Raw genomic sequence first — 17,998 nt, forward strand, 5'->3', positions numbered from 1 at the left:
TTGTACAATATAATTAAAAGAAAGGGGTTGAGCCTATGAAGCTGGTATTGAAGATATTGGCACTGCCGGTGCTGTTCGTTGTAAAAGTGATTTGCATTCTTGGAAATCTGCTTACAAATGTTGTGTCCTATGTAATTGGTTTATTGCTCTTGGTCATTGGCGGATCTGCGATTTACTGCATTGTAAAGGCTTTGTGGCAGTCCCTGCTTATTCTTGTGGTTCTTGGAATTGCGACAATAGCAGCGGTGTTCTTGCTCGTCTGGGCTGTTATGAAAGTCGAGAATATTGGAGAAAGTCTGGGAGCATTTATCAGGTCATAAGATAATATCAGAGAAAAGTCACCGACCGGTGGCTTTTTCTTTTTGGGAAGGAAGTGATGGGAATGGCAGCGACAAGATTGATTGCACTCCATGTGAATAAGGGAAAGACGGTCGCTCAATGTTTGGCAGACAGAACCGACTACTCACAAAATGCCGCAAAAACCAATGATGGCGAATTTATCAGTTCCTATGAGTGTGATCCAAAGACAGCAGATGAGGAATTTCTGCTTTCCAAACGGCAGTATCAGCATATTACCGGCAGACAGCAGAAGAACAATATCATCGCATACCAGATACGCCAGTCCTTTAAGCCGGGAGAAATCACCCCGGAAGAAGCGAACCAAGTCGGCTATGAAACAGCGATGCGATGGACAAAGGGAAAACACGCTTTCATCGTTGCGACCCACATCGACAAATCCCACATTCACAATCATATCATTTATAATTCGACCTCGCTGGATGCCACACGGAAATTCAAAAACTTCTTTCTTTCCGGTCTGGCGGTGCAAAGACTCAGTGATATGGTTTGCCTGGAACACGGGCTGTCCATTATTACACCGAAGCCGTATCGGGAGCGCCAGAAAAGAACTGTTTATCCCAAGAAGCGTACCCAGCGTGACGAATTATGTGATGCGATTGATGCGGTGCTGAAGCAGAAACCAAAGAGCTTTGATGGCTTTGTTCAGGCTCTGGCTGACATGGGATTTGAGTTCAAGGATGGAAAGCAGCCTGCGTTCAAGGGCGAGAATCAGAAGCGTTTCATTCGGCTGCGTTCCCTGGGCGAAGGATATAGCAAAGAGGAAATTCAAGCGGTTATCTCCGGCAAGAACCTGCACAAATCAAAAGGCGGCTCTGCCAAGGCTCCTGCCCCGAAGCAGTTCCAGATGCTGATTGATATTCAGGCAAAGATGGCCGAGGGCAAGACGGTCGGTTATGAAAAGTGGGCGAAGAAGTTCAACCGAAAAGAAGCTGCCCGAACGGTAATCCTACTGAAAGAAAAAGGCTTGGGCAACTACGACGATCTGACTGCTCATATTGAAAATCTGTCTGCCCGGTTCGATGCGCTTTCTGATTCTATCAAGGTCGCAGAGAAACGTATGGTTGAGGTTCAGGCGTTGCAGCAGCACATCAAAAATTATCGCAACACAAGGCAAATTTATATCGAGTACCGCAAGTCTGGATATAGCAAAAAATTCTTTGAAGAACACCGTCAGGAAATCACAATTCATAAAGCGGCGAAGCAAGCCTTTGATGAATTGCAGATTACAAAGCTCCCGTCCATGCAATCATTGTATGAGGAGTTTCATCAGCTGGCAGTCCAGAAAAAGCAGGACTACGCTGAGTACCGTCAGATCAGAAAAGAGAAAGAAGAACTGCTGATTGCCAAACGGACGGTTGAAACGATTTTGAATATCGACAGGCAGAAAGAGCAGGAAAAAGAGAAAGAGAAAGAGGAAAAGAAGAACTTCCGTTAAAGCAAAAAGCCACGGTCTGCACTCCCCAAAGGGTGCGGATCGTGGCTGCTTTTTTGCTTTTCGATTTCGGTGCTTTCAACCATGGGCAAATTTTTATTCTACTGTTCTTTGAGAAACGATTGAAAATCGTGTAGCCATCATCGGCAGATGATGTTCAAAGGGGATTGGGGATGCTTCCCCAACAAGCAAATTTGCGAAGATTGCACCGAAGGGAAAATCGAGAAAATGAGTGAACCTGTACAGGTTTACACTGCTTGCCAATTTGTGAGATTATGAATTTAGTATCGAGAATAGGGTACACCTAAATTTTGCAATGCTGCAACCCTATCATCGTTGCATGGATGAGTTGAGTATATTGCACTGAGAAAACCATCATGCGGAACATCTGAGATATGTTGGTCTAATACCGTCGCTAATTCAAGACCAAAACCAATTTTATAAGCAAATTCATCAGCCAGATACTCATTTTGTCTCATAGACCACATCAGAAAAAGCATACAGAACTTTACCCATAACCAAGAAAGTGCTGTTGATATTCCTGCGAAAACTGCGGTAATTATACCCATTACACCACTACGAGAGCATATTGCGAACAGCCCCATGATTGCAGAAAAAATCCAGTAGGATATTTTGATTAACAGGAGGCACCCGGATATAAATATATTGCCCCCGCCAATCAATAATTGGATAACAGTATGTCCGTATGAGAGATGTCCGATCTCATGGGCGAGAATTCCAAGTATCATATCATCGGAGAGTAAAAGCAATCCGTCAGTTATGCATAGTGTTTGCCTACCTAGAGCAAATGCATTTGGAGCAGGATCATGGATAATCTTCACTTTCACTTTTTTAGGACAGTATGATGTGTTCTCTTTTGCTTTATCTAAAACATATTGAACCAGCGGGACAACTCGAAGTTTTATATCTACTCTTTTTATATCGCTTGCTCCTGCGAAGGCAGCCAGGCACATTTCGCCTAATGGGGATAAGCTGATAGCTACTGTGAAAAAGTAAATACAAATCAGTTCAACAATGCTTCCTGACGAACCGAACACAGCAACAATCAGCAGAATATTAAGAGTAAAGAACAGAAGAGTTCCTAAGTTTGAGAAGCGAACAATTCTGCCTACACGATGCCAAATATCCATAATGCACCCCCCTTTTATCGTGTTGTTGGTTTGAGCTTGCATTGTTTAATTACTCAAATGTAAAGAAATCTTTGTTTCGCTCTTTGAACAGAGCAAAGACAGTCTCTAACACAAATTCGTTTTCAACACCAACATATTCTTCTGTTTCATCGTCAATTTCTTTCAGCTGCAAAATAACAACTTGCCCATCCGAATCTCCAATAGGAAGCAGGACAACATATTCGTTCTGGCGATACGGTATTAAGTCAAGAAATTCAAATTCAACTTCGTTCCCATTCTCATCATTCAAAGTTATAATGTTGTCTTCATCCATGTCGTCGTTCCTTTTCTTAATATAAATAATTATCGTTGATAATGATGCCTAATAGTTCAAAGAGATTATCCTTTTTGGAAAGAATGCATTTTTTCATGGCTTGTTTAATTTGTTCCGTTGAAATGCTATCAGGCAACATTTCCCTTGGGACACCATGACCGAATTGCCGAAAATACTGTTCTTCGATTTCATAATACTCATTATCAATTTTCGGTTCAGGTGTATTAAGGAAGCTATTCATAAAATCTGCAACGCTCTTGTTTTTGTCCATTGTATGCACCTACCTTTCTCTGCTCAAGACCCTAACATGATTATCTGGTCTAATAGAATCAATCATTGAAGAAAAAATACCAAACGCTGTAGGAAAGAAATTTGCTAATAGCTCTAATTTGCCTTGGTCTCCCATAGACGCTTCAAAAAAGTGGGCAAAGGCTTCTGCTTGTAGATTGCCCGGTCTCGTCCAATAGTTCCTTGAGTGACCATAATTTCCGTGCAATTGACCATTTGTTGTCGCATCAATTAAGTCCGAGAAGGAGTGAGCTGAATCCTGCCTAATACGGGTCAGAAAAGCAGTTTGCTTTTCCACTGGAAGATTGTTATATAAGCTCAGGATTCTTTGTCCGTCCTCAACCAGTGCCTCAGCAAATTCTGGAGTATTGGATAGATTGCTCCGATAGTTGCACGAAGCATGGTCGATCATGTGAGCAAGCTCGTGGAAATAAGTTGTTCCTGCACCTCTTGGATTTGTCATATCAGAAGCTGCATTGTAGTAGACTCCTCGTGAATGCCCTATATAATTTCCCGGTGAGTAATGTGCTGTCTGATCCGGTGGATATTCAGAATCTTGTATCATCAGTTTACCAGCGAAATGGTCAAACACTTCTCTGACATTCTGCTCTGCATTTTCATGGCGTTGTGATATAACAGCGATATATCCGTCTGGTGTGCTACCTTGGGTTAGCACGCCAAGGCAATACTGATAAGACGAATTACCAACATTAGGTGTTTGCAGACCCTGGAGGAAAGAATTTCGTGCAGAAGGAGTGTCCAAATTAACATTATCATATTCTTGTACACTTTTGGCAAGTGAAGCAACGTATTTTTCGGCCTGAAGCATAATCTGTAAAATATCATTCAGGGCTTTGTTGCAATCTTTTACGATAGTTCCCAGCTCATCGTACTTCTTGTCATTCCATCCAATTCCCAATTGCTGATATTTCATCTTCACAGAACTTCTTGTAGTTTCGATAGAAGAAATGGAGGTCCGCATATTTTTCAGTATTGTCAGTAATTGAGTTGCATCAGCATTTACGTTGCTCAAACACTCACCTCCTCATTTGTTAATCATTTCGAGTGTAGCTACCTGTTACTAAAACCGGGATATATGTATCAAGCGATTGAGCTGCAAGTGTTCGATGTCGCCCATCACTCTGAAATACATAATAAGAACCTACCTGCGCAACCTGGACAGGATTATTGTAATAGCTACGAATGGTATCATCTAACACTGGGTTTTGTGAAAGCTCATCCAAAGACATTCCTGACTCAGTATTTTGACGAACATCTTGGATGTGCGAAGCTCGCCTTAGAATGTTTTCTCTCGACCATCCCTCTCGACCATTCCGTGTCCAAAATCCTTCCGGGTTCCCAAGTTCTCGGTCACTGAGATAAACTCCTTCAATATCCCTTGCTCTAACGTATACGAGTTCTGGATTTTCATTTCGAGAAAAGGTATAGTTCCCGTTCTCCCAATAATCTCGATATTCTTCATAGTGATTTCCACGGGAAAAATATCGTTCAGCTGATAGTCTGTCTTGAACAAATGCAAGATTAGAACCAAAGGTATTTGACTCAAAGGTGGTTGTATCTGCACTTGATGGTGTAACAGCAAAACTACTGGTCTGAGGTGTGCTTGCAGATATTCCATTTGTAGATCCTAGTTGAACACTTTCGTATTCACTAAGGCTCTTGGCGAGTAAAGCCACATATTTTTCTGCTTGAAGCATAATTACCAATATGTCATTGAGAGCCTTGTTGCAGTCTCTTACAACCACGCCCAACTCGTTGTATTTTTTATCTTGCCATCCAGCACCTAACTGTTCATATTTCATCTTTACAGATTTTTTGGTAGTTTCGATGGAGGAAATGGAATCCTGCATTTTTTTCAGCATTGCGAATAGCTGAACGGAGTCAGCATTTACCATACTCATTTCATCACCTCCTGGCAGCGGATTTTGTGAAGTGCAAAGCGGCGATGTGTCAGGAAAGTCTGACACATCACTGCTTCGGCAAGATTTAATTTAGAGAGGAAAGAAATTGTTCCAACTCAGCAGCGGTCGGTGCAATGTACGGTTTCATCTGGTAAGTATCCTTAACACCGTCTGTGAAGTATACGCTCCTTTCTTTTTTCGTTTTGTTGGTTCATTTTCGCCAGTGTGTTCGTGTCGTTTGCTGTGACGAGAACGCAACATAGACACAAAGAAAACACAAGGGCGAGCTTGCTCGTTTATATACCCTTGTGTTTTCGACTGGATATGTTAAGGTAACAAACAGTAAATGACACGTTACAGACTGCAAAATGTACCAACTGAAAAAAGAAAGAATACCGTTGTGTGCTTTATTTCTCGATCAGCTTTTCAAACATGAGGAAAGGTTTTATTTACATATATGTACTGGAATATTTCATGTTCATGATCGGACGATCCCGGAGGGAGAACTACGCTTTTTTTAGCAGGTGAAAATCACGGGTAGTGTGAAAAAGCAAAATGAACACGACGATCCCTCCATGGAAACCGCCGTGTTCCTCCTAAAGTCATCGTATAAGGCGGTAACTTTGATTGATACCCGCCCCAAAAAACAAAAGAGCCGATAACTCGCACCCAAGGGCTACGGATTATCGGCTCTGCGTCTGTGCGTCTGGCTCTTTGATAATAGATATATGAAATTGTTTGACACAGATAAGCATTTCACTTTTGCATTTGGGACAAAAGAGTGGGAAATTGTCAAGTATCGTGTCCTTTCGGATTTTAAGTCGTGTTTTGCTCTTGCACACAGGACACAAGAGCCATTCAAAAGACTGTTCTTGTATAGCGGACATTGTTCTCTCTCCTTGTTTTTGATCGTCACGGTAGGCCCCCGCCAACTGGCCACAAGCAGCGTTAATATCGGAGCCAAATTGCGTTCGGATATTGACGCTAATTCCTGCATTATGAATGATACGGCAAAAGGCCTTTATTCGTGTGTGGCTTGAGGGCACCATAGTTTCCGTAACTGTCGTTTGATTGTATGGGATTAAATCTAAATGGTATAGTGGCAAATACTTTTTGTGTTTGAATAACAACTTGGTAAGTTGCTCTGCGTGTCTGTCGCTGTCATTGACATCCTTTAGCATGATGTATGCCAAAAACACCTTGCGATTTGTTTGCCGAATGTGCTGATCTAATGTATCCAGTACCTGACCAAGGGGGTATGTTTTAGTTATTGGCATGAGCGTTTCCCTCAGACGGTCAGTAGGTGCGTGGAGGGAATAGGCCAGATTGACTTGCGGATATTCTCTTGTCAATTTTTGAATACCCGGCACGATACCGATAGTCGAAATGGTGATGCGTCGCTGGGACAGCCCGAACAGTTCCGGGGCGGTCAGATCATGCAGGGCTTCAAAAACTTGTGGATTAGCGAACGGCTCTCCCATTCCCATAAAAGAGATACTGTTGATACTGCATCCTTGTTGCATAAAATATAGGATTTGGTCGGTAATTTCATCCACAGTCAAGTTTCTGCGTAATCCCAAAGTCCCTGTTGCGCAAAACTTACAACCGAAGCCGCAACCGCTTTGAGATGAAATGCAAAAGGAGTTCCAGCCCTCTTTATAAAACAGACCCACCGTTTCCACACGGTTTCCGTCCGACAGTTCAAACAGCACCTTGTCAGTTTGCATTGATTTCTCATGATGGATCGCCTTGATCTCCACAACAGTTTCACCAAACTGCTCCACCAACTTTTCGCGCAGCGTTTTTGGAAGCAACTTCATATCTTCAAAACGCATAATTCCTTGTAGGAACACAGCATCAAGCAGTTGCTTATAACGATACTCAGGTAAGCGCATATCCGCTATGAGCTGTTTCATTTTTTTATACTTGGACATAATTATATTTTCTCCTTCTTATTTAATCGCAATCTTTCCTGTCTTGGTTCACCTCGTCCATAATGCGATAAAGTTTCTCGATCAAGCGACAATTATATTTTTCATTCAAACGAATATAAAGCTCTCTTTCTTCCGGTGATAATTCCGCAAGAGCGTCAAGCTCTGCCATGCGCACTTAGGACATTTTCCTACAAGGGGTCCCGAGCGCTTAGTGGGAATTTGTACCCCTTATCGATACAAATTCCCCGTAGGCGCTAGGGACCTCTTTAGCTCCTTGGAAGCTGTCAGTAGTATACCTAATAATTTATCTACATTCCCTTTAGTAACGTGTAACTTTCCAAATTTACAAAAGCGACTCATAGAATTATTTCCTCCCGTTAAATAATAGATAACTATTAAAAATAGACAATACTTGCTCATAAGTAACGGTACTTAAATTGTTTACTTTGGCGTGTTTCATTGCTTGATGAAACTGATTTTTAGTAAACAGTTGACGATATTCTCGATTGACCCATTTTGAAACAAAGTACGTATATAGCTTCCAATATTTATCTGGAACATCTGTGGTATGGCGGGTAAGTTTTATTAAGACACTGTTTACTTTTGGTTTAGGACGAAAGCATTCCGCTGGCAGCTTAAGCAATTGCTGAATCGAGACTTGAGTGTGCAAGAGCAACCCTAGTGTTCGGTGAATATCCAAGGTACGCTTGTAGAATCCTTCTTCAACAATCAGATAGATGTCAGACGCATGGCTTTCAAAAACCACTTTTTTAATAATTTGTGTGCTTAAATGGTAAGGAATATTCCCAACAATTTTATACCTCTGTTTGTTAGGGAATTGAAACTGTAGAATATCTTGGTGAATTAAAGTGACACGAGTATTCAGTTTTAATTTTTCTGACGATAAGTTGAATAGATGACTGTCTAATTCAATAGACGTTACCTGTTTACTTATTTTAGCCAGTTTCGTCGTTAAATGCCCTTTACCTGTTCCAATTTCGTAAACGGTATCGGTTTCTTTTAAATTCAATTGTTTTATTATTTGGTTGAGTACTTTTTCACTCGTTAAAAAGTTTTGAGAATATTTTATATTTTTGTTCATGTAATCACTCCTTCTTAATTACAAATTTTTAGCATCTAATTTAACTTCAATTCCTATTATACAAAATTTTAAGATACTGCACTATCAACACACTCTTAAGTTTGCTTCTAAGTCTTATTTCCATAACTTCTTTCATTTGGGAATAATTCAAGCTGGCGAATCATATAATGTGTACTTGGAATGTAATCAAAATAAAACAATAGTGCTAGATATAAACTCCATGGAATTGGGCGTGTCCGATTTTCGTAGGCACTATAAGTTTGTCGTGAAATACCAACAGCCGAAGCAATTTCTTCTTGTGATGCACCAACTTTTCCTCTGAGTGCGGGTAACTCAATCGCCAATTGAGTGGCCAAGTTCTCTTTCTCATCTTTACTAAAATTCCAAAACTGCTTATAAGCATCTCGCCCTACAAATTGAATCAATAAATCTCCTCCTGGGTATACTCTTTCGTAGAGTAATGTACTCTACGAATTTTTTATTTTAAAGAACCTCAAGATAGCTCATATTGTCGTCTTGGGGTTCTTTTCATTCTATCATTTAATGCAATCTGCCTATAAAATTTTATCATATTGCATTTATAAATGCAACTTGCACCCGATGTTGGTTGTTGAGATTTTTGGTACATTTTATAATGTATAGCAGAATCATACACAGCATGGAGGTGATTGAAACGCAACCGGAAATTGATTACGTTAAGATTGGTCAGCGCATTAGAGCTGCCCGACTGGAAAAGGGTTATAGTCAGGCTGATTTGGGTGCGTTGGTTGGTTGCTCGAACAATCATATGAGCCATGTTGAAGTTGGACAGACGAAAGTTTCTTTGGCAATGCTTCTAAAACTGGCATTCGTCTTGGAAAAGAACTTTGACTATTTTTTACTGGATACCCCATATGCAAAATGCGACAGCATCATTGATAATGAGATTGCTGCAAAACTGAAAAAGTGTAATGTAACAACATTGATAACCGTAGGAAAGTTGATTGATGTCTTGATTGACCAGCAAGAGATGATAAAAAAAGCGGAGCTTGATTGATATAATGAAAAAGAAGCCCATTGACGGTACAGAGTGAACTGCTATGGGGTTCTTTTTTGCAGCACAATATACTGATTCTTTAAGAAGCAAAAAGTCCACCAGTCATGATGCACTACGCATCGTACTGGTGGACTTTTTCTGTAAAGATATAAAAATAGATATTCATATATCGCCATAACCAATGTCGTTATCGTAGGCATGAAGATCTTCTTTCAGGAAATCTGCTTTACGAATATACATCGAATTTACCAGCTCTCCTTTTTCGTGGAGCAGGCTGAATTTGTAGTCTAATAATGCTGCCGGTACATAGAGCATTTTAGCCGTTTCAAAAAATGTGTGTTCCGAAAGGCATTCCAGGACTTTCCCATCTTCTAACAGAAGCTCCGCCGCAAAGAAGTTTGCTTCATTTTCTTCGATTGATCTATCATCAAAAACTTCCATTTCTTGAAAGCCGTGCATCATAGCGATTTTTGTATGCAGGACAGCGTGTCCTAATTCATGTGCGACTAATATACGCTCCAGGATACCGTTCACATTGTGATCTATCACGATATTCTTTTGTCTGGACTGGTAATAGAAGAAGCCCTTCAATTTCTTCTGTAAATCGTAATAGTGGATTTTGATACCTAACAGCTGACATAGCTCGTAAGGGTCTCTGGTGTGATATTTTCGCACAAGCTTATCGACAGTTTCAATGATATGCTCTGCCGTTTTCATTTGCTTCACCTCCGAATCGCACACAGAAAACATATTCTGTGCTTGAGGATTTTACTCTTTATCTTTATGCTTTCTGTATTTCTTCGGAGTGTACTTTTCCCGTGCTGTTTTCTTAGAGTCCATATAAACTGACATAATCGCCTGGAAGAATACATCTTTTGCGTCCTCGTCCAATTCTCCACCGGCAAACAGAGAATTTACACGACCCAACACTTCCTGAGCTTCTTTTGCTCCTTTTGAACCGAAGTTTTCCTTTGCCTCTAAAATAAACATATCCTGATCTATATGGCTCTGGCTATCCGTTTCAGATTCGTCCAAAAGATAGGACACAGAGATATGCAGTGCTTCAGCAAGTTTTCTGATGTTGCTTTTTCTGGGGAGTGTTCCGAGCTGCTCATAGGTGTAAAGGGATCTTTCGGAAATGCCGGTCATCTGGGCAAGCTCCGTTTGAGATAGGTTCATAGCCAAACGAGCTTCTTTAATTTTTTCTCCAAATGTCATGGTAGTATCCTTCCTTTCAAAAAATATTTATTCGTAACTTCCGATTATTTGTTGACAAACTTCTGGAAAATGCTATAATAAGAATCATAACAGAAGTTTTAATTCCGCTTAATTATATATCGGAACTTTTATAAAGTCAAGAACTTCCGATTTCACTTCTGTTATTTTAATCAAATATCGGAAGTTATAGTCATTCTTGTCCCATGGTATTTGTTTCCCTTTAGCCAAGTGACAGGAGTTAGAAAGGAATTCTTATTTTATGGATTAGGCTGAAAGGAGATTCTGAATGAGCAGATATAATACACAGGTATTAAGCAGTATTCGAATGCTTTGCCGGATGCAGAACATTGACGAGAAGGTTCTGTATGAAAGAGCAAAGCTGATTTTATCCATATATCGAGAGGTGTGCTGGTCTACCATTGATCGTGCGAATGATGTATGTGATACCCTTATTTGTACTTACGGTGACAGCTTAGATGGTGCATTGATTTATCTGGAGAACTTTGCTCCGGATGAAGCGAGAGAACGATTTGAAGAACGCATTCGCAGCTTATTTGAGACAAAGTGGATCATTGAACTGGTAGATATGGCTATGTTGAAAATCAGAGAATATCCAGATAAAGGCGCTCTGTACTGTGAGATTATCTCAAAGGCATATCTCAACCGCTTCAAGTACAGGGAATCAGAAATGCTGGAGGTTTTGAATATGGAACGCAGCACCTACTATGACCGAAAGAAAGAAGCGATACTGTTATTTGGTCTGTCACTTTGGGGAACAGCCATTCCTAAATTGAAAGATTTCCTGGAAAGTGCCCGGGAGGAAGAAGCATTGTGTTATTGTGAATGCTAAGACAGGATTTTAGTCCGACTAAAATCCGATGAAAATACGACGGTTCCCCTACTGAAAGTCCGACTTGTCCAGTGTTAAAATGGCTATGCTGGGAGATAGCGGCATAAAATTGAATAGAGAGAGTTACGCCTCGTGCCTGTAATGGGTACGGGGCTTTTTTTATACCTGCCTATTTTCCCCCATAATTAACACAAAGGCATGAACGAGAGCTTGGAGTAATTTACTCCGGCTCTTTTTTTATGCCTGCAAGGAGGACAGGCAGATGGCAAAGGGTATTGAGAATCGGGCACGATCTCCTCCCGCTGTTTTTGATTTTGCAACTTCACAAATTCAAAAACACGGAGGAACGAAAATGTATTACGACTTGGTTGAAAGCGGAAAAAGAATTAAAGCCTTGAGAAAGGAACATGGGCTTACACAGGAACAGCTTGCGGAGCAGTTAGGTGTTGCCGCAAACACCATTGCACGAATTGAAACCGGCAACAGAGGTATCTCTATTGATTTGGCAATCGAACTGGTTGTGCGCTTTGAGACAACCCTTGATTACATATTTTTAGGTCGTGAATAACCTCAAAACTATACCTACGAGGCAATAAAAACTTGCATGAGGAACAGGTACAATTTAGATACAGCCAAAGAAAATCGGCTGCTTGATCCTTGAAAACTGAATACACAGTCATCGAATACGTTCCTGTTGCCGGTGCGAGAGCATCAGCCACATCAGCGGTACGCCGAGACGTATCGGATAGAGAAACAGAACGACTTTCTTCTATAAATTAAGCGCTTGTCTCTCTCCCGATGCCAGCGATCAATACTGGCTTGTAAATATTGGGTTGCTCCCAATACGGCCATGAAAGCAACAGGATTAAAGATACTTCTCTACGGAGCTGGCGGAGAACCCGGCAGAGGTTAGATTCCTATGGAACTGATTCGCAATCAGTCGTTCGGTGATTCCCTGAGGGCGTAAGCCCTCTTTCCCAGGGGTGCGTGGCAAATATGGGACACATAGACTTTTGGACTGACTGCCTGATTCCTTTCTGGCAGTCAGTTATTACATAGCCAACGAAAGGAGGTCATGGCACATGATGAAAGAAAATTGGGTATATTGCCGTGGTGATATTTATTGCGCCAAGCTGGACCCGGTAGTTGGGTCGGAACAAGGCGGCATCCGTCCGGTTATCGTCATTCAGAACGATACCGGTAATAAACACGCTCCCACATTGATTGTGGCAACGGTCACCACCAGAATCCATAAGAAAGCGAATATGCCGACGCACTTTGTTATTTACGACAATCCTGCATTCAAAGAAGCGTCCGTTGTTCAGCTGGAACAGATTCGTACCATTGATAAAAGCAGGATTGATAATTACTTAGGTAAGGTAACGCCCCGTGAAATGGTAGCGATTGAGAAAGCCTTATCTGTCAGCCTGGCAATGGAACAGCTGAAAAAGCGTTCCCCAAAACATAAAGCAAAGAGAGCGAAGGAGTGAACATAAATGTTTGAAGAAAGAATCGCTGCCATGAATCAGCGCACCGAAGAAGCGATGGCTGCTAACGCAGTTCAGTTTGATAAGAGAACCTATACGGTTGATGAGATTCAGGATATTCTGGGCATCAGCAGAACCAGCGCATACAACCTTGTGAAAAAGAAAGTTTTCCATAGCGTCCGCATCGGTGGCAGTATCAGAATCTCCAAAAAGAGTTTTGATGAGTGGTTGGATCATCAAATGTAAGATTTGTCAAGGGCGTCGTACAACCCGGCGACAAACTTCAAAACATATTGAGAGTTCGATAAAATGTAGCCATGACAAGAAACACATGGCTACATTTTTTACATAGGAGGTTGTACGATGGCGGAAATGAGAAAACGCACGAGTATGTCTGTTCTGGAAATGGGCAGGATGCTCGGTCTTGGTAAAACGGAGTCATACTGGCTCATTAAGAAGAATTACTTCAAAACCATTCTTGTCGGCAACACCATGAGGGTGATGATCGACAGCTTTGAAGAATGGTATGCCAATCAGTTCAAATACCAGAAGGTCGATGGAACCCCTCCCGGCGAGGAATTGAAGAAAACTACATATTCAATGGAGGAGCTTGGACAGCGCCTTGGGCTGAAAGAAGCGACTGCTTACGAACTGGTTGCCAAAGGGCATTTTGATGTGGTCGATGTCCTGGGCAAGCGCAGAGTGACAAAGGAGAGCTTTGAAAGATGGTATGCTTCTCAAACCGATTACCGCACGGTAGAGGATCAGGAACTGGATGCAGATATTATGGCATCCACCTACGGTCTGCCGGAAATGGCAAGAATGCTTGGGGTACATCGTCAGACCATTTACTATATCGTTGCCAATGAAGATTTTGAGCTTATCAAGGTTGGCAGGTATAAGCGAGCTACCAAAGAGAGCTTTGAAAAATGGTATCACAATCAGACCCGCTACCAGTTAGCGGAAGATAGACAGGAAAGGAGCTGATTACATGGCATCTATCGTTAAGAGAAAAAAGAAGTATTCTGTGGTTTATACATACACCGATGAGAACGGCAACAAGCGTCAGAAGTGGGAAACCTTTGAAACGAATGCCGAAGCAAAGAAAAGGAAGTTGCAGGTTGAATATGAGCAGGAGTCCGGAACCTTTATTCCCCCTTCTGCTAAAACCGTCAATGATCTTTTGGATGAGTATATGTCAATCTATGGTGTGAACACCTGGGCGATGTCTACCTATGAAAGCAGAAAGAGCCTGATTGCAAACTATATTCGTCCCCTCATCGGTGATATGAAGCTGGAGGATGTCACGCCGAGAATCATGGACAAGTATTACCGAGATTTGCTTTCTGTCAAAGCGGTTTCTTCTAAGTATGTAAAAGCCCGTACAGAATATCTGACTCCGCATACTGTCCGAGAGGTTCACAAGACATTGCGAAATGCTTTCAATCAAGCGGTCAAGTGGGAATTGATGACCAGAAACCCTGTGGAGCACGCTACGCTGCCGAAAGAAGAACACAAGACCAGGGATATCTGGACAGCAGAAGTGCTCCAGAAGGCTCTGGAAGCCTGTGACGATGATATTCTTCGTCTGGCTATTAACCTTGCCTTCTCCTGTTCCCTGCGAATGGGCGAGCTTCTGGGGCTTACCTGGGACTGTATTGACATTTCCCCCACCAGTATTGAACTTGGTCAGGCAAGCATCTTCGTTGAAAAGGAGTTGCAGAGAGTAAATCGTGAAGCGATGGCAGATCTGGACGGTAAGGACATCATGTTCAAGTTCCCACCGACCTTCGCCAGTACGCATACCGCATTGGTTCTCAAAACTCCTAAGACCAAAACAAGTGTCCGCAAGGTGTTCTTACCGAAAACCGTAGCGGAAATGTTGGTACAGCGAAAGGCTGACATCGAAGAACTGAAAGACCTTTTCGGTGACGAGTTCGTAGACTTCAATCTGGTTTTCTGTTCTTCCAATGGCAAGCCGATTGAGGGGCAGGTTATCAACCGTGCTTTCAATAAGCTGATTGAGGAGAAGGGACTGCCGAAAGTGGTTTTCCATAGTCTCCGACATTCCAGTATCACTTACAAGCTGAAGCTGAACGGCGGCGATATGAAATCCGTTCAAGGCGATTCCGGTCATGCACAGGTCAAGATGGTAGCGGATGTTTACTCCCATATCATCGACGATGACCGCAGACTGAACGCTGAAAGAATGGAAGCTGCGTTCTACTCAGGCAGACAGGCAACGCCTGAGCCGGTTCAACCAGCCGCAACGGAAAGCTCCGCTGATGATAAAGAACTTCTTCTGAAGCTTCTGCAAAATCCGGAAATGGCAGCACTCCTGAAGTCGCTGGCAAAAACATTATAGTAACTGCAAGGGCAGATCCTTTTACATAGCTACAATAGCTGTAAAAGGGTCTGCCCTTATTTTTTTGTTATGGAGGTCAACGAGTATGGATAGAATCTTTATGGACGAGTATTACGAGCATCTGAGAGCTGACAATATCGAGGCATTTTCCAAGGAAAGGAACGACGAATATGTTGGCAGAGCTGAGGAATACAAAGCAGCAAAGTCGGCATTGCTTGAAGGATTGGGACTTGAGCATTTGTTTGACCATAGCCATGAACTGACTCCGAAAGAAAAAGAAATATGGATGCTGTTCGATAGGGTTGATGTAGCAGAGCTTCTTGCAAGGGATGCTTTTGCCAAGGGTGCTTATATGCTCGGCGCTGAGGATAGAGAGATTATGCTGAAATAAAAAAAGACCTGCTTCGGCGGGTCTAAATTACATAGAATCATTGAGTCTGAAAAACCTTTGAAATTCTTAATAATTCTGGTTGAAAAATTCATTTTGAAATGATATATAAAACAGACTGAAATCTGTGTCTAAGGACACCCGCACCCTCACACGAGAATGAATAGGATTTCCTATCATTTCGCATCACGAGAAGTTACATAGTGACATTTACTTGCACTTGCAACGTCCACCAAAAATCGAAAGACTTGCTAATTTCGAGCCAATCGGACGGTGTAAAATCCCTCTGAATTAGCTATCACAGCGTAGTATCAGATGGGATTTGAAATGCTGAAAAACCTTGTATTTCCAAGCATTTTTAAGCATTAGATGCCACTTCCCGATGTCGTATCGGGTCTACTCCTAAAGCGTCGTTGCCAGTTCGATTCTGGCCGGGGATACCAGCAGAAGCCGTCTTAAACCTCAATTACAAGGTTTAAGACGGCTTCTTTTTATAGGATTCACCTGTCAATAAGACTGGCTTATGGAAGATGTTTCATAAAAAAGCCAGAACTTTATGAATTTAAGGTTGATTACCAGTCGGTAATGTAGTAAAATGTGTAGAGCAATTGTTAAAAAGTAAACAAACAGTTTTTCGCAAGGATACCACCTTGTATTATATGGAAATATCGTCGTCAGACGCTATTTCCTATTTATTAGATAAAATAAGTATGTGTTAAAAGGAGAAGATCTAATGTATAAGGTTTCCACACTCGCAGACGAGTACAAGAAGAAATTAGTCACAGCAGACGAGGCTGTTGCCATCGTAAAGCCGGGTGACAGAGTTCACTATGGAACAGGCTGCGGCAGCCCCGTAGACCTGGATGAGGCCATGGCAAGACGCGCCGATAGCCTGAAAGACGTACATATTTTAAGCTGTATCACCATCAGAAAAGAACCGTCCAAGCTTTATCTGGCGACCCAGTCCAATGAACAGGTTCGTTTTGAATCCGCTCACTTCAGCGGTGCTGACAGAAAAATGTGCAAAGAAGGCAGATGCTGGTATATACCGATGAATTTTAACGAACTGCCATCTTACTGGCTGGGCAACGACTGCGGTATCGATGTAGCCATGTTCCAGGTAACGCCGATGGATCAGAACGGCAATTTCAACCTGGGACCTCAGGTATCCGATATGAGAGGTGTCATTGAAAGCGCCAAGAAGATTGTCGTAGAGGTCAACGAAAATATGCCTCTCGCACAAGGATTCCAGACACAGGTGAATCTGGCAGATGTGGACTATATCGTAGAAGGCTCCAATGAGACTTTGGCAGAACTTCCGACCAAGGGGGCTACCGAAATCGACAGACAGATTGCAGCACACGTAGTGGAAAGAATCAGCAGCGACAGCACTCTTCAGTTAGGTATCGGCGGTCTTCCAAACTGCATCGGTCAGATGTTGGCTGACTCCGATGTAAAAAACATCAGCGGCCACACAGAGATGCTGGTCGACGCTTATGTTGAACTGTTCAATGCCGGAAAATTAACGAATAACAAAGCCACCAACAAAGGCTCCTTAGTTTACACCTTTGCTGGCGGCACAAAGAAACTATATGACTTTATCGACAACAACCCGCTCTGCTGCAGTGCGCCAGTAGACTACGTCAATAATGTAGGCGTCATCGCCAGCATGGACAATTTTGTCTCTGTCAACAGCTGTATCCAGGTAGACCTCTACGGACAGGTATGTTCCGAGTCCGGAGGATATCAGCATATCAGCGGAACCGGCGGCCAGCTTGACTTCGTCATGGGCGCCTATCATTCAAAAGGAGGCCAGAGCTTCATCTGTACCCCTTCAACCAGAACACTGAAAGATGGAACAAAGGAATCTCTCATCGCACCAGTGCTGACTCCGGGATCTATTGTAACGACGCCGAGAAGTGCTACCCATATGATCGTTACAGAGTACGGCGTAGCCAACCTGAAAGGGAAATCGACTTGGGAGAGAGCAGAACTCCTGATTAACGTTGCCCACCCTGATTTCAGAGAAGACCTGATCAAAGCCGCAGAAAAGAATGGAATTTGGAAAAACACCAGCAAATGCACATTCTAAAATATATCTCAAACCAAAAGAAGCTTCGGGCGGAATTCCGTCCGAAGCTTCTTTTGTTGT

Annotated in this window: 21 protein-coding genes and 1 pseudogene; 11 read left to right on the top strand and 11 right to left on the bottom strand. The window is 42.3% G+C overall.

All coding sequences use genetic code 11. The features are described 5' to 3' along the window. The first annotated feature begins 35 nt into the window (after nucleotides 1-35). Both ACMQ5W_RS06595 and ACMQ5W_RS06600 read left to right on the top strand, forming a co-directional pair. Nucleotides 36-320 (top strand): hypothetical protein, encoded by a 285-nt coding sequence (locus ACMQ5W_RS06595; RefSeq protein WP_002578946.1) that lies wholly within the window; start codon nucleotides 36-38, stop codon nucleotides 318-320. A gap of 62 nt (nucleotides 321-382) precedes the next feature. Continuing rightward, nucleotides 383-1,795, top strand: a complete 1,413-nt coding sequence (locus tag ACMQ5W_RS06600) for a relaxase/mobilization nuclease domain-containing protein (RefSeq protein WP_002578945.1) — start codon at nucleotides 383-385, stop codon at nucleotides 1,793-1,795. Nucleotides 1,796-2,073: 278 nt separating this feature from the next. On the opposite strand, the gene ACMQ5W_RS06605 is transcribed toward ACMQ5W_RS06600, so the two are convergent. The 9 genes and pseudogenes from ACMQ5W_RS06605 to ACMQ5W_RS06645 all read right to left on the bottom strand — a co-directional run bounded on the left by ACMQ5W_RS06605 (nucleotide 2,074) and on the right by ACMQ5W_RS06645 (nucleotide 8,927). Then, a complete protein-coding gene (locus ACMQ5W_RS06605; RefSeq protein WP_002588966.1) occupies nucleotides 2,074-2,943 on the bottom strand; it encodes a zinc metalloprotease HtpX in 870 nt (289 codons plus the stop codon). Between the two features lie 49 nt (nucleotides 2,944-2,992). Next, a complete protein-coding gene (locus ACMQ5W_RS06610; protein WP_002304397.1) occupies nucleotides 2,993-3,256 on the bottom strand; it encodes a DUF1292 domain-containing protein in 264 nt (87 codons plus the stop codon). 16 nt (nucleotides 3,257-3,272) lie between these two features. Beyond that, a complete protein-coding gene (locus tag ACMQ5W_RS06615) occupies nucleotides 3,273-3,527 on the bottom strand; it encodes a hypothetical protein (RefSeq protein ID WP_002588965.1) in 255 nt (84 codons plus the stop codon). A gap of 9 nt (nucleotides 3,528-3,536) precedes the next feature. Continuing rightward, a complete protein-coding gene (locus ACMQ5W_RS06620; protein WP_002304399.1) occupies nucleotides 3,537-4,577 on the bottom strand; it encodes a hypothetical protein in 1,041 nt (346 codons plus the stop codon). Between the two features lie 19 nt (nucleotides 4,578-4,596). Beyond that, nucleotides 4,597-5,466 (bottom strand): hypothetical protein, encoded by an 870-nt coding sequence (locus tag ACMQ5W_RS06625; RefSeq protein WP_002578944.1) that lies wholly within the window; start codon nucleotides 5,464-5,466, stop codon nucleotides 4,597-4,599. 683 nt (nucleotides 5,467-6,149) lie between these two features. Continuing rightward, nucleotides 6,150-7,400, bottom strand: coding sequence for a Cfr family 23S rRNA (adenine(2503)-C(8))-methyltransferase (locus ACMQ5W_RS06630; RefSeq protein WP_002578771.1), 1,251 nt, complete (start codon nucleotides 7,398-7,400; stop codon nucleotides 6,150-6,152). Nucleotides 7,401-7,764: 364 nt separating this feature from the next. Continuing rightward, on the bottom strand, nucleotides 7,765-8,502 hold the full coding sequence (gene erm(B), locus ACMQ5W_RS06635; RefSeq protein ID WP_271728148.1) for a 23S rRNA (adenine(2058)-N(6))-methyltransferase Erm(B): 738 nt from the start codon (nucleotides 8,500-8,502) through the stop codon (nucleotides 7,765-7,767). 46 nt (nucleotides 8,503-8,548) lie between these two features. Then, nucleotides 8,549-8,650: pseudogene (locus ACMQ5W_RS06640) on the bottom strand (peptide-binding protein); the annotation flags it as partial. Further along, complete coding sequence (locus ACMQ5W_RS06645) at nucleotides 8,610-8,927, bottom strand: helix-turn-helix domain-containing protein (protein WP_010729536.1); 318 nt, start codon at nucleotides 8,925-8,927, stop codon at nucleotides 8,610-8,612. The gene ACMQ5W_RS06645 and the pseudogene ACMQ5W_RS06640, both read right to left, overlap by 41 nt. A gap of 233 nt (nucleotides 8,928-9,160) precedes the next feature. Between ACMQ5W_RS06645 and ACMQ5W_RS06650 the strand changes: the two genes are divergently transcribed. Further along, nucleotides 9,161-9,538 (top strand): helix-turn-helix domain-containing protein, encoded by a 378-nt coding sequence (locus ACMQ5W_RS06650; RefSeq protein ID WP_002578940.1) that lies wholly within the window; start codon nucleotides 9,161-9,163, stop codon nucleotides 9,536-9,538. A 162-nt stretch (nucleotides 9,539-9,700) separates the two neighbouring features. On the opposite strand, the gene ACMQ5W_RS06655 is transcribed toward ACMQ5W_RS06650, so the two are convergent. After that, nucleotides 9,701-10,255: an ImmA/IrrE family metallo-endopeptidase gene (locus tag ACMQ5W_RS06655; RefSeq protein ID WP_002304410.1), complete on the bottom strand. Its 555-nt coding sequence runs from the start codon at nucleotides 10,253-10,255 to the stop codon at nucleotides 9,701-9,703. Nucleotides 10,256-10,306: 51 nt separating this feature from the next. Further along, nucleotides 10,307-10,756 (bottom strand): helix-turn-helix domain-containing protein, encoded by a 450-nt coding sequence (locus tag ACMQ5W_RS06660; protein WP_002304411.1) that lies wholly within the window; start codon nucleotides 10,754-10,756, stop codon nucleotides 10,307-10,309. 286 nt (nucleotides 10,757-11,042) lie between these two features. Between ACMQ5W_RS06660 and ACMQ5W_RS06665 the strand changes: the two genes are divergently transcribed. From ACMQ5W_RS06665 to ACMQ5W_RS06700, 8 genes are all read left to right on the top strand, one after another. Beyond that, complete coding sequence (locus ACMQ5W_RS06665) at nucleotides 11,043-11,606, top strand: hypothetical protein (protein WP_002304412.1); 564 nt, start codon at nucleotides 11,043-11,045, stop codon at nucleotides 11,604-11,606. Between the two features lie 262 nt (nucleotides 11,607-11,868). Next, nucleotides 11,869-12,174: a helix-turn-helix transcriptional regulator gene (locus tag ACMQ5W_RS06670; RefSeq protein WP_002304413.1), complete on the top strand. Its 306-nt coding sequence runs from the start codon at nucleotides 11,869-11,871 to the stop codon at nucleotides 12,172-12,174. Between the two features lie 514 nt (nucleotides 12,175-12,688). After that, the gene (locus tag ACMQ5W_RS06675; RefSeq protein WP_002578938.1) at nucleotides 12,689-13,096 is read left to right on the top strand and encodes a type II toxin-antitoxin system PemK/MazF family toxin; all 408 of its coding nucleotides are present in this window, start codon (nucleotides 12,689-12,691) and stop codon (nucleotides 13,094-13,096) included. 6 nt (nucleotides 13,097-13,102) lie between these two features. After that, entirely contained in the window at nucleotides 13,103-13,339 is a 237-nt protein-coding gene (locus tag ACMQ5W_RS06680) for a helix-turn-helix domain-containing protein (protein ID WP_002304418.1), read from the top strand. Nucleotides 13,340-13,456: 117 nt separating this feature from the next. Further along, nucleotides 13,457-14,080: a helix-turn-helix domain-containing protein gene (locus ACMQ5W_RS06685; RefSeq protein ID WP_002304420.1), complete on the top strand. Its 624-nt coding sequence runs from the start codon at nucleotides 13,457-13,459 to the stop codon at nucleotides 14,078-14,080. A 4-nt stretch (nucleotides 14,081-14,084) separates the two neighbouring features. Continuing rightward, entirely contained in the window at nucleotides 14,085-15,458 is a 1,374-nt protein-coding gene (locus ACMQ5W_RS06690) for a site-specific integrase (protein ID WP_002304423.1), read from the top strand. An 85-nt stretch (nucleotides 15,459-15,543) separates the two neighbouring features. Next, nucleotides 15,544-15,849, top strand: coding sequence for a hypothetical protein (locus ACMQ5W_RS06695; protein WP_002304425.1), 306 nt, complete (start codon nucleotides 15,544-15,546; stop codon nucleotides 15,847-15,849). A 730-nt stretch (nucleotides 15,850-16,579) separates the two neighbouring features. Further along, nucleotides 16,580-17,938 carry an acetyl-CoA hydrolase/transferase family protein gene (locus tag ACMQ5W_RS06700; RefSeq protein ID WP_148490637.1) on the top strand — a complete coding sequence of 453 codons (1,359 nt, stop codon included), beginning with the start codon at nucleotides 16,580-16,582 and terminating at the stop codon, nucleotides 17,936-17,938. Nucleotides 17,939-17,998: the final 60 nt, after the last annotated feature.

This window comes from Emergencia sp. (genome assembly GCF_048465375.1).
GTDB lineage: Bacteria > Bacillota > Clostridia > Peptostreptococcales > Anaerovoracaceae > Senimuribacter.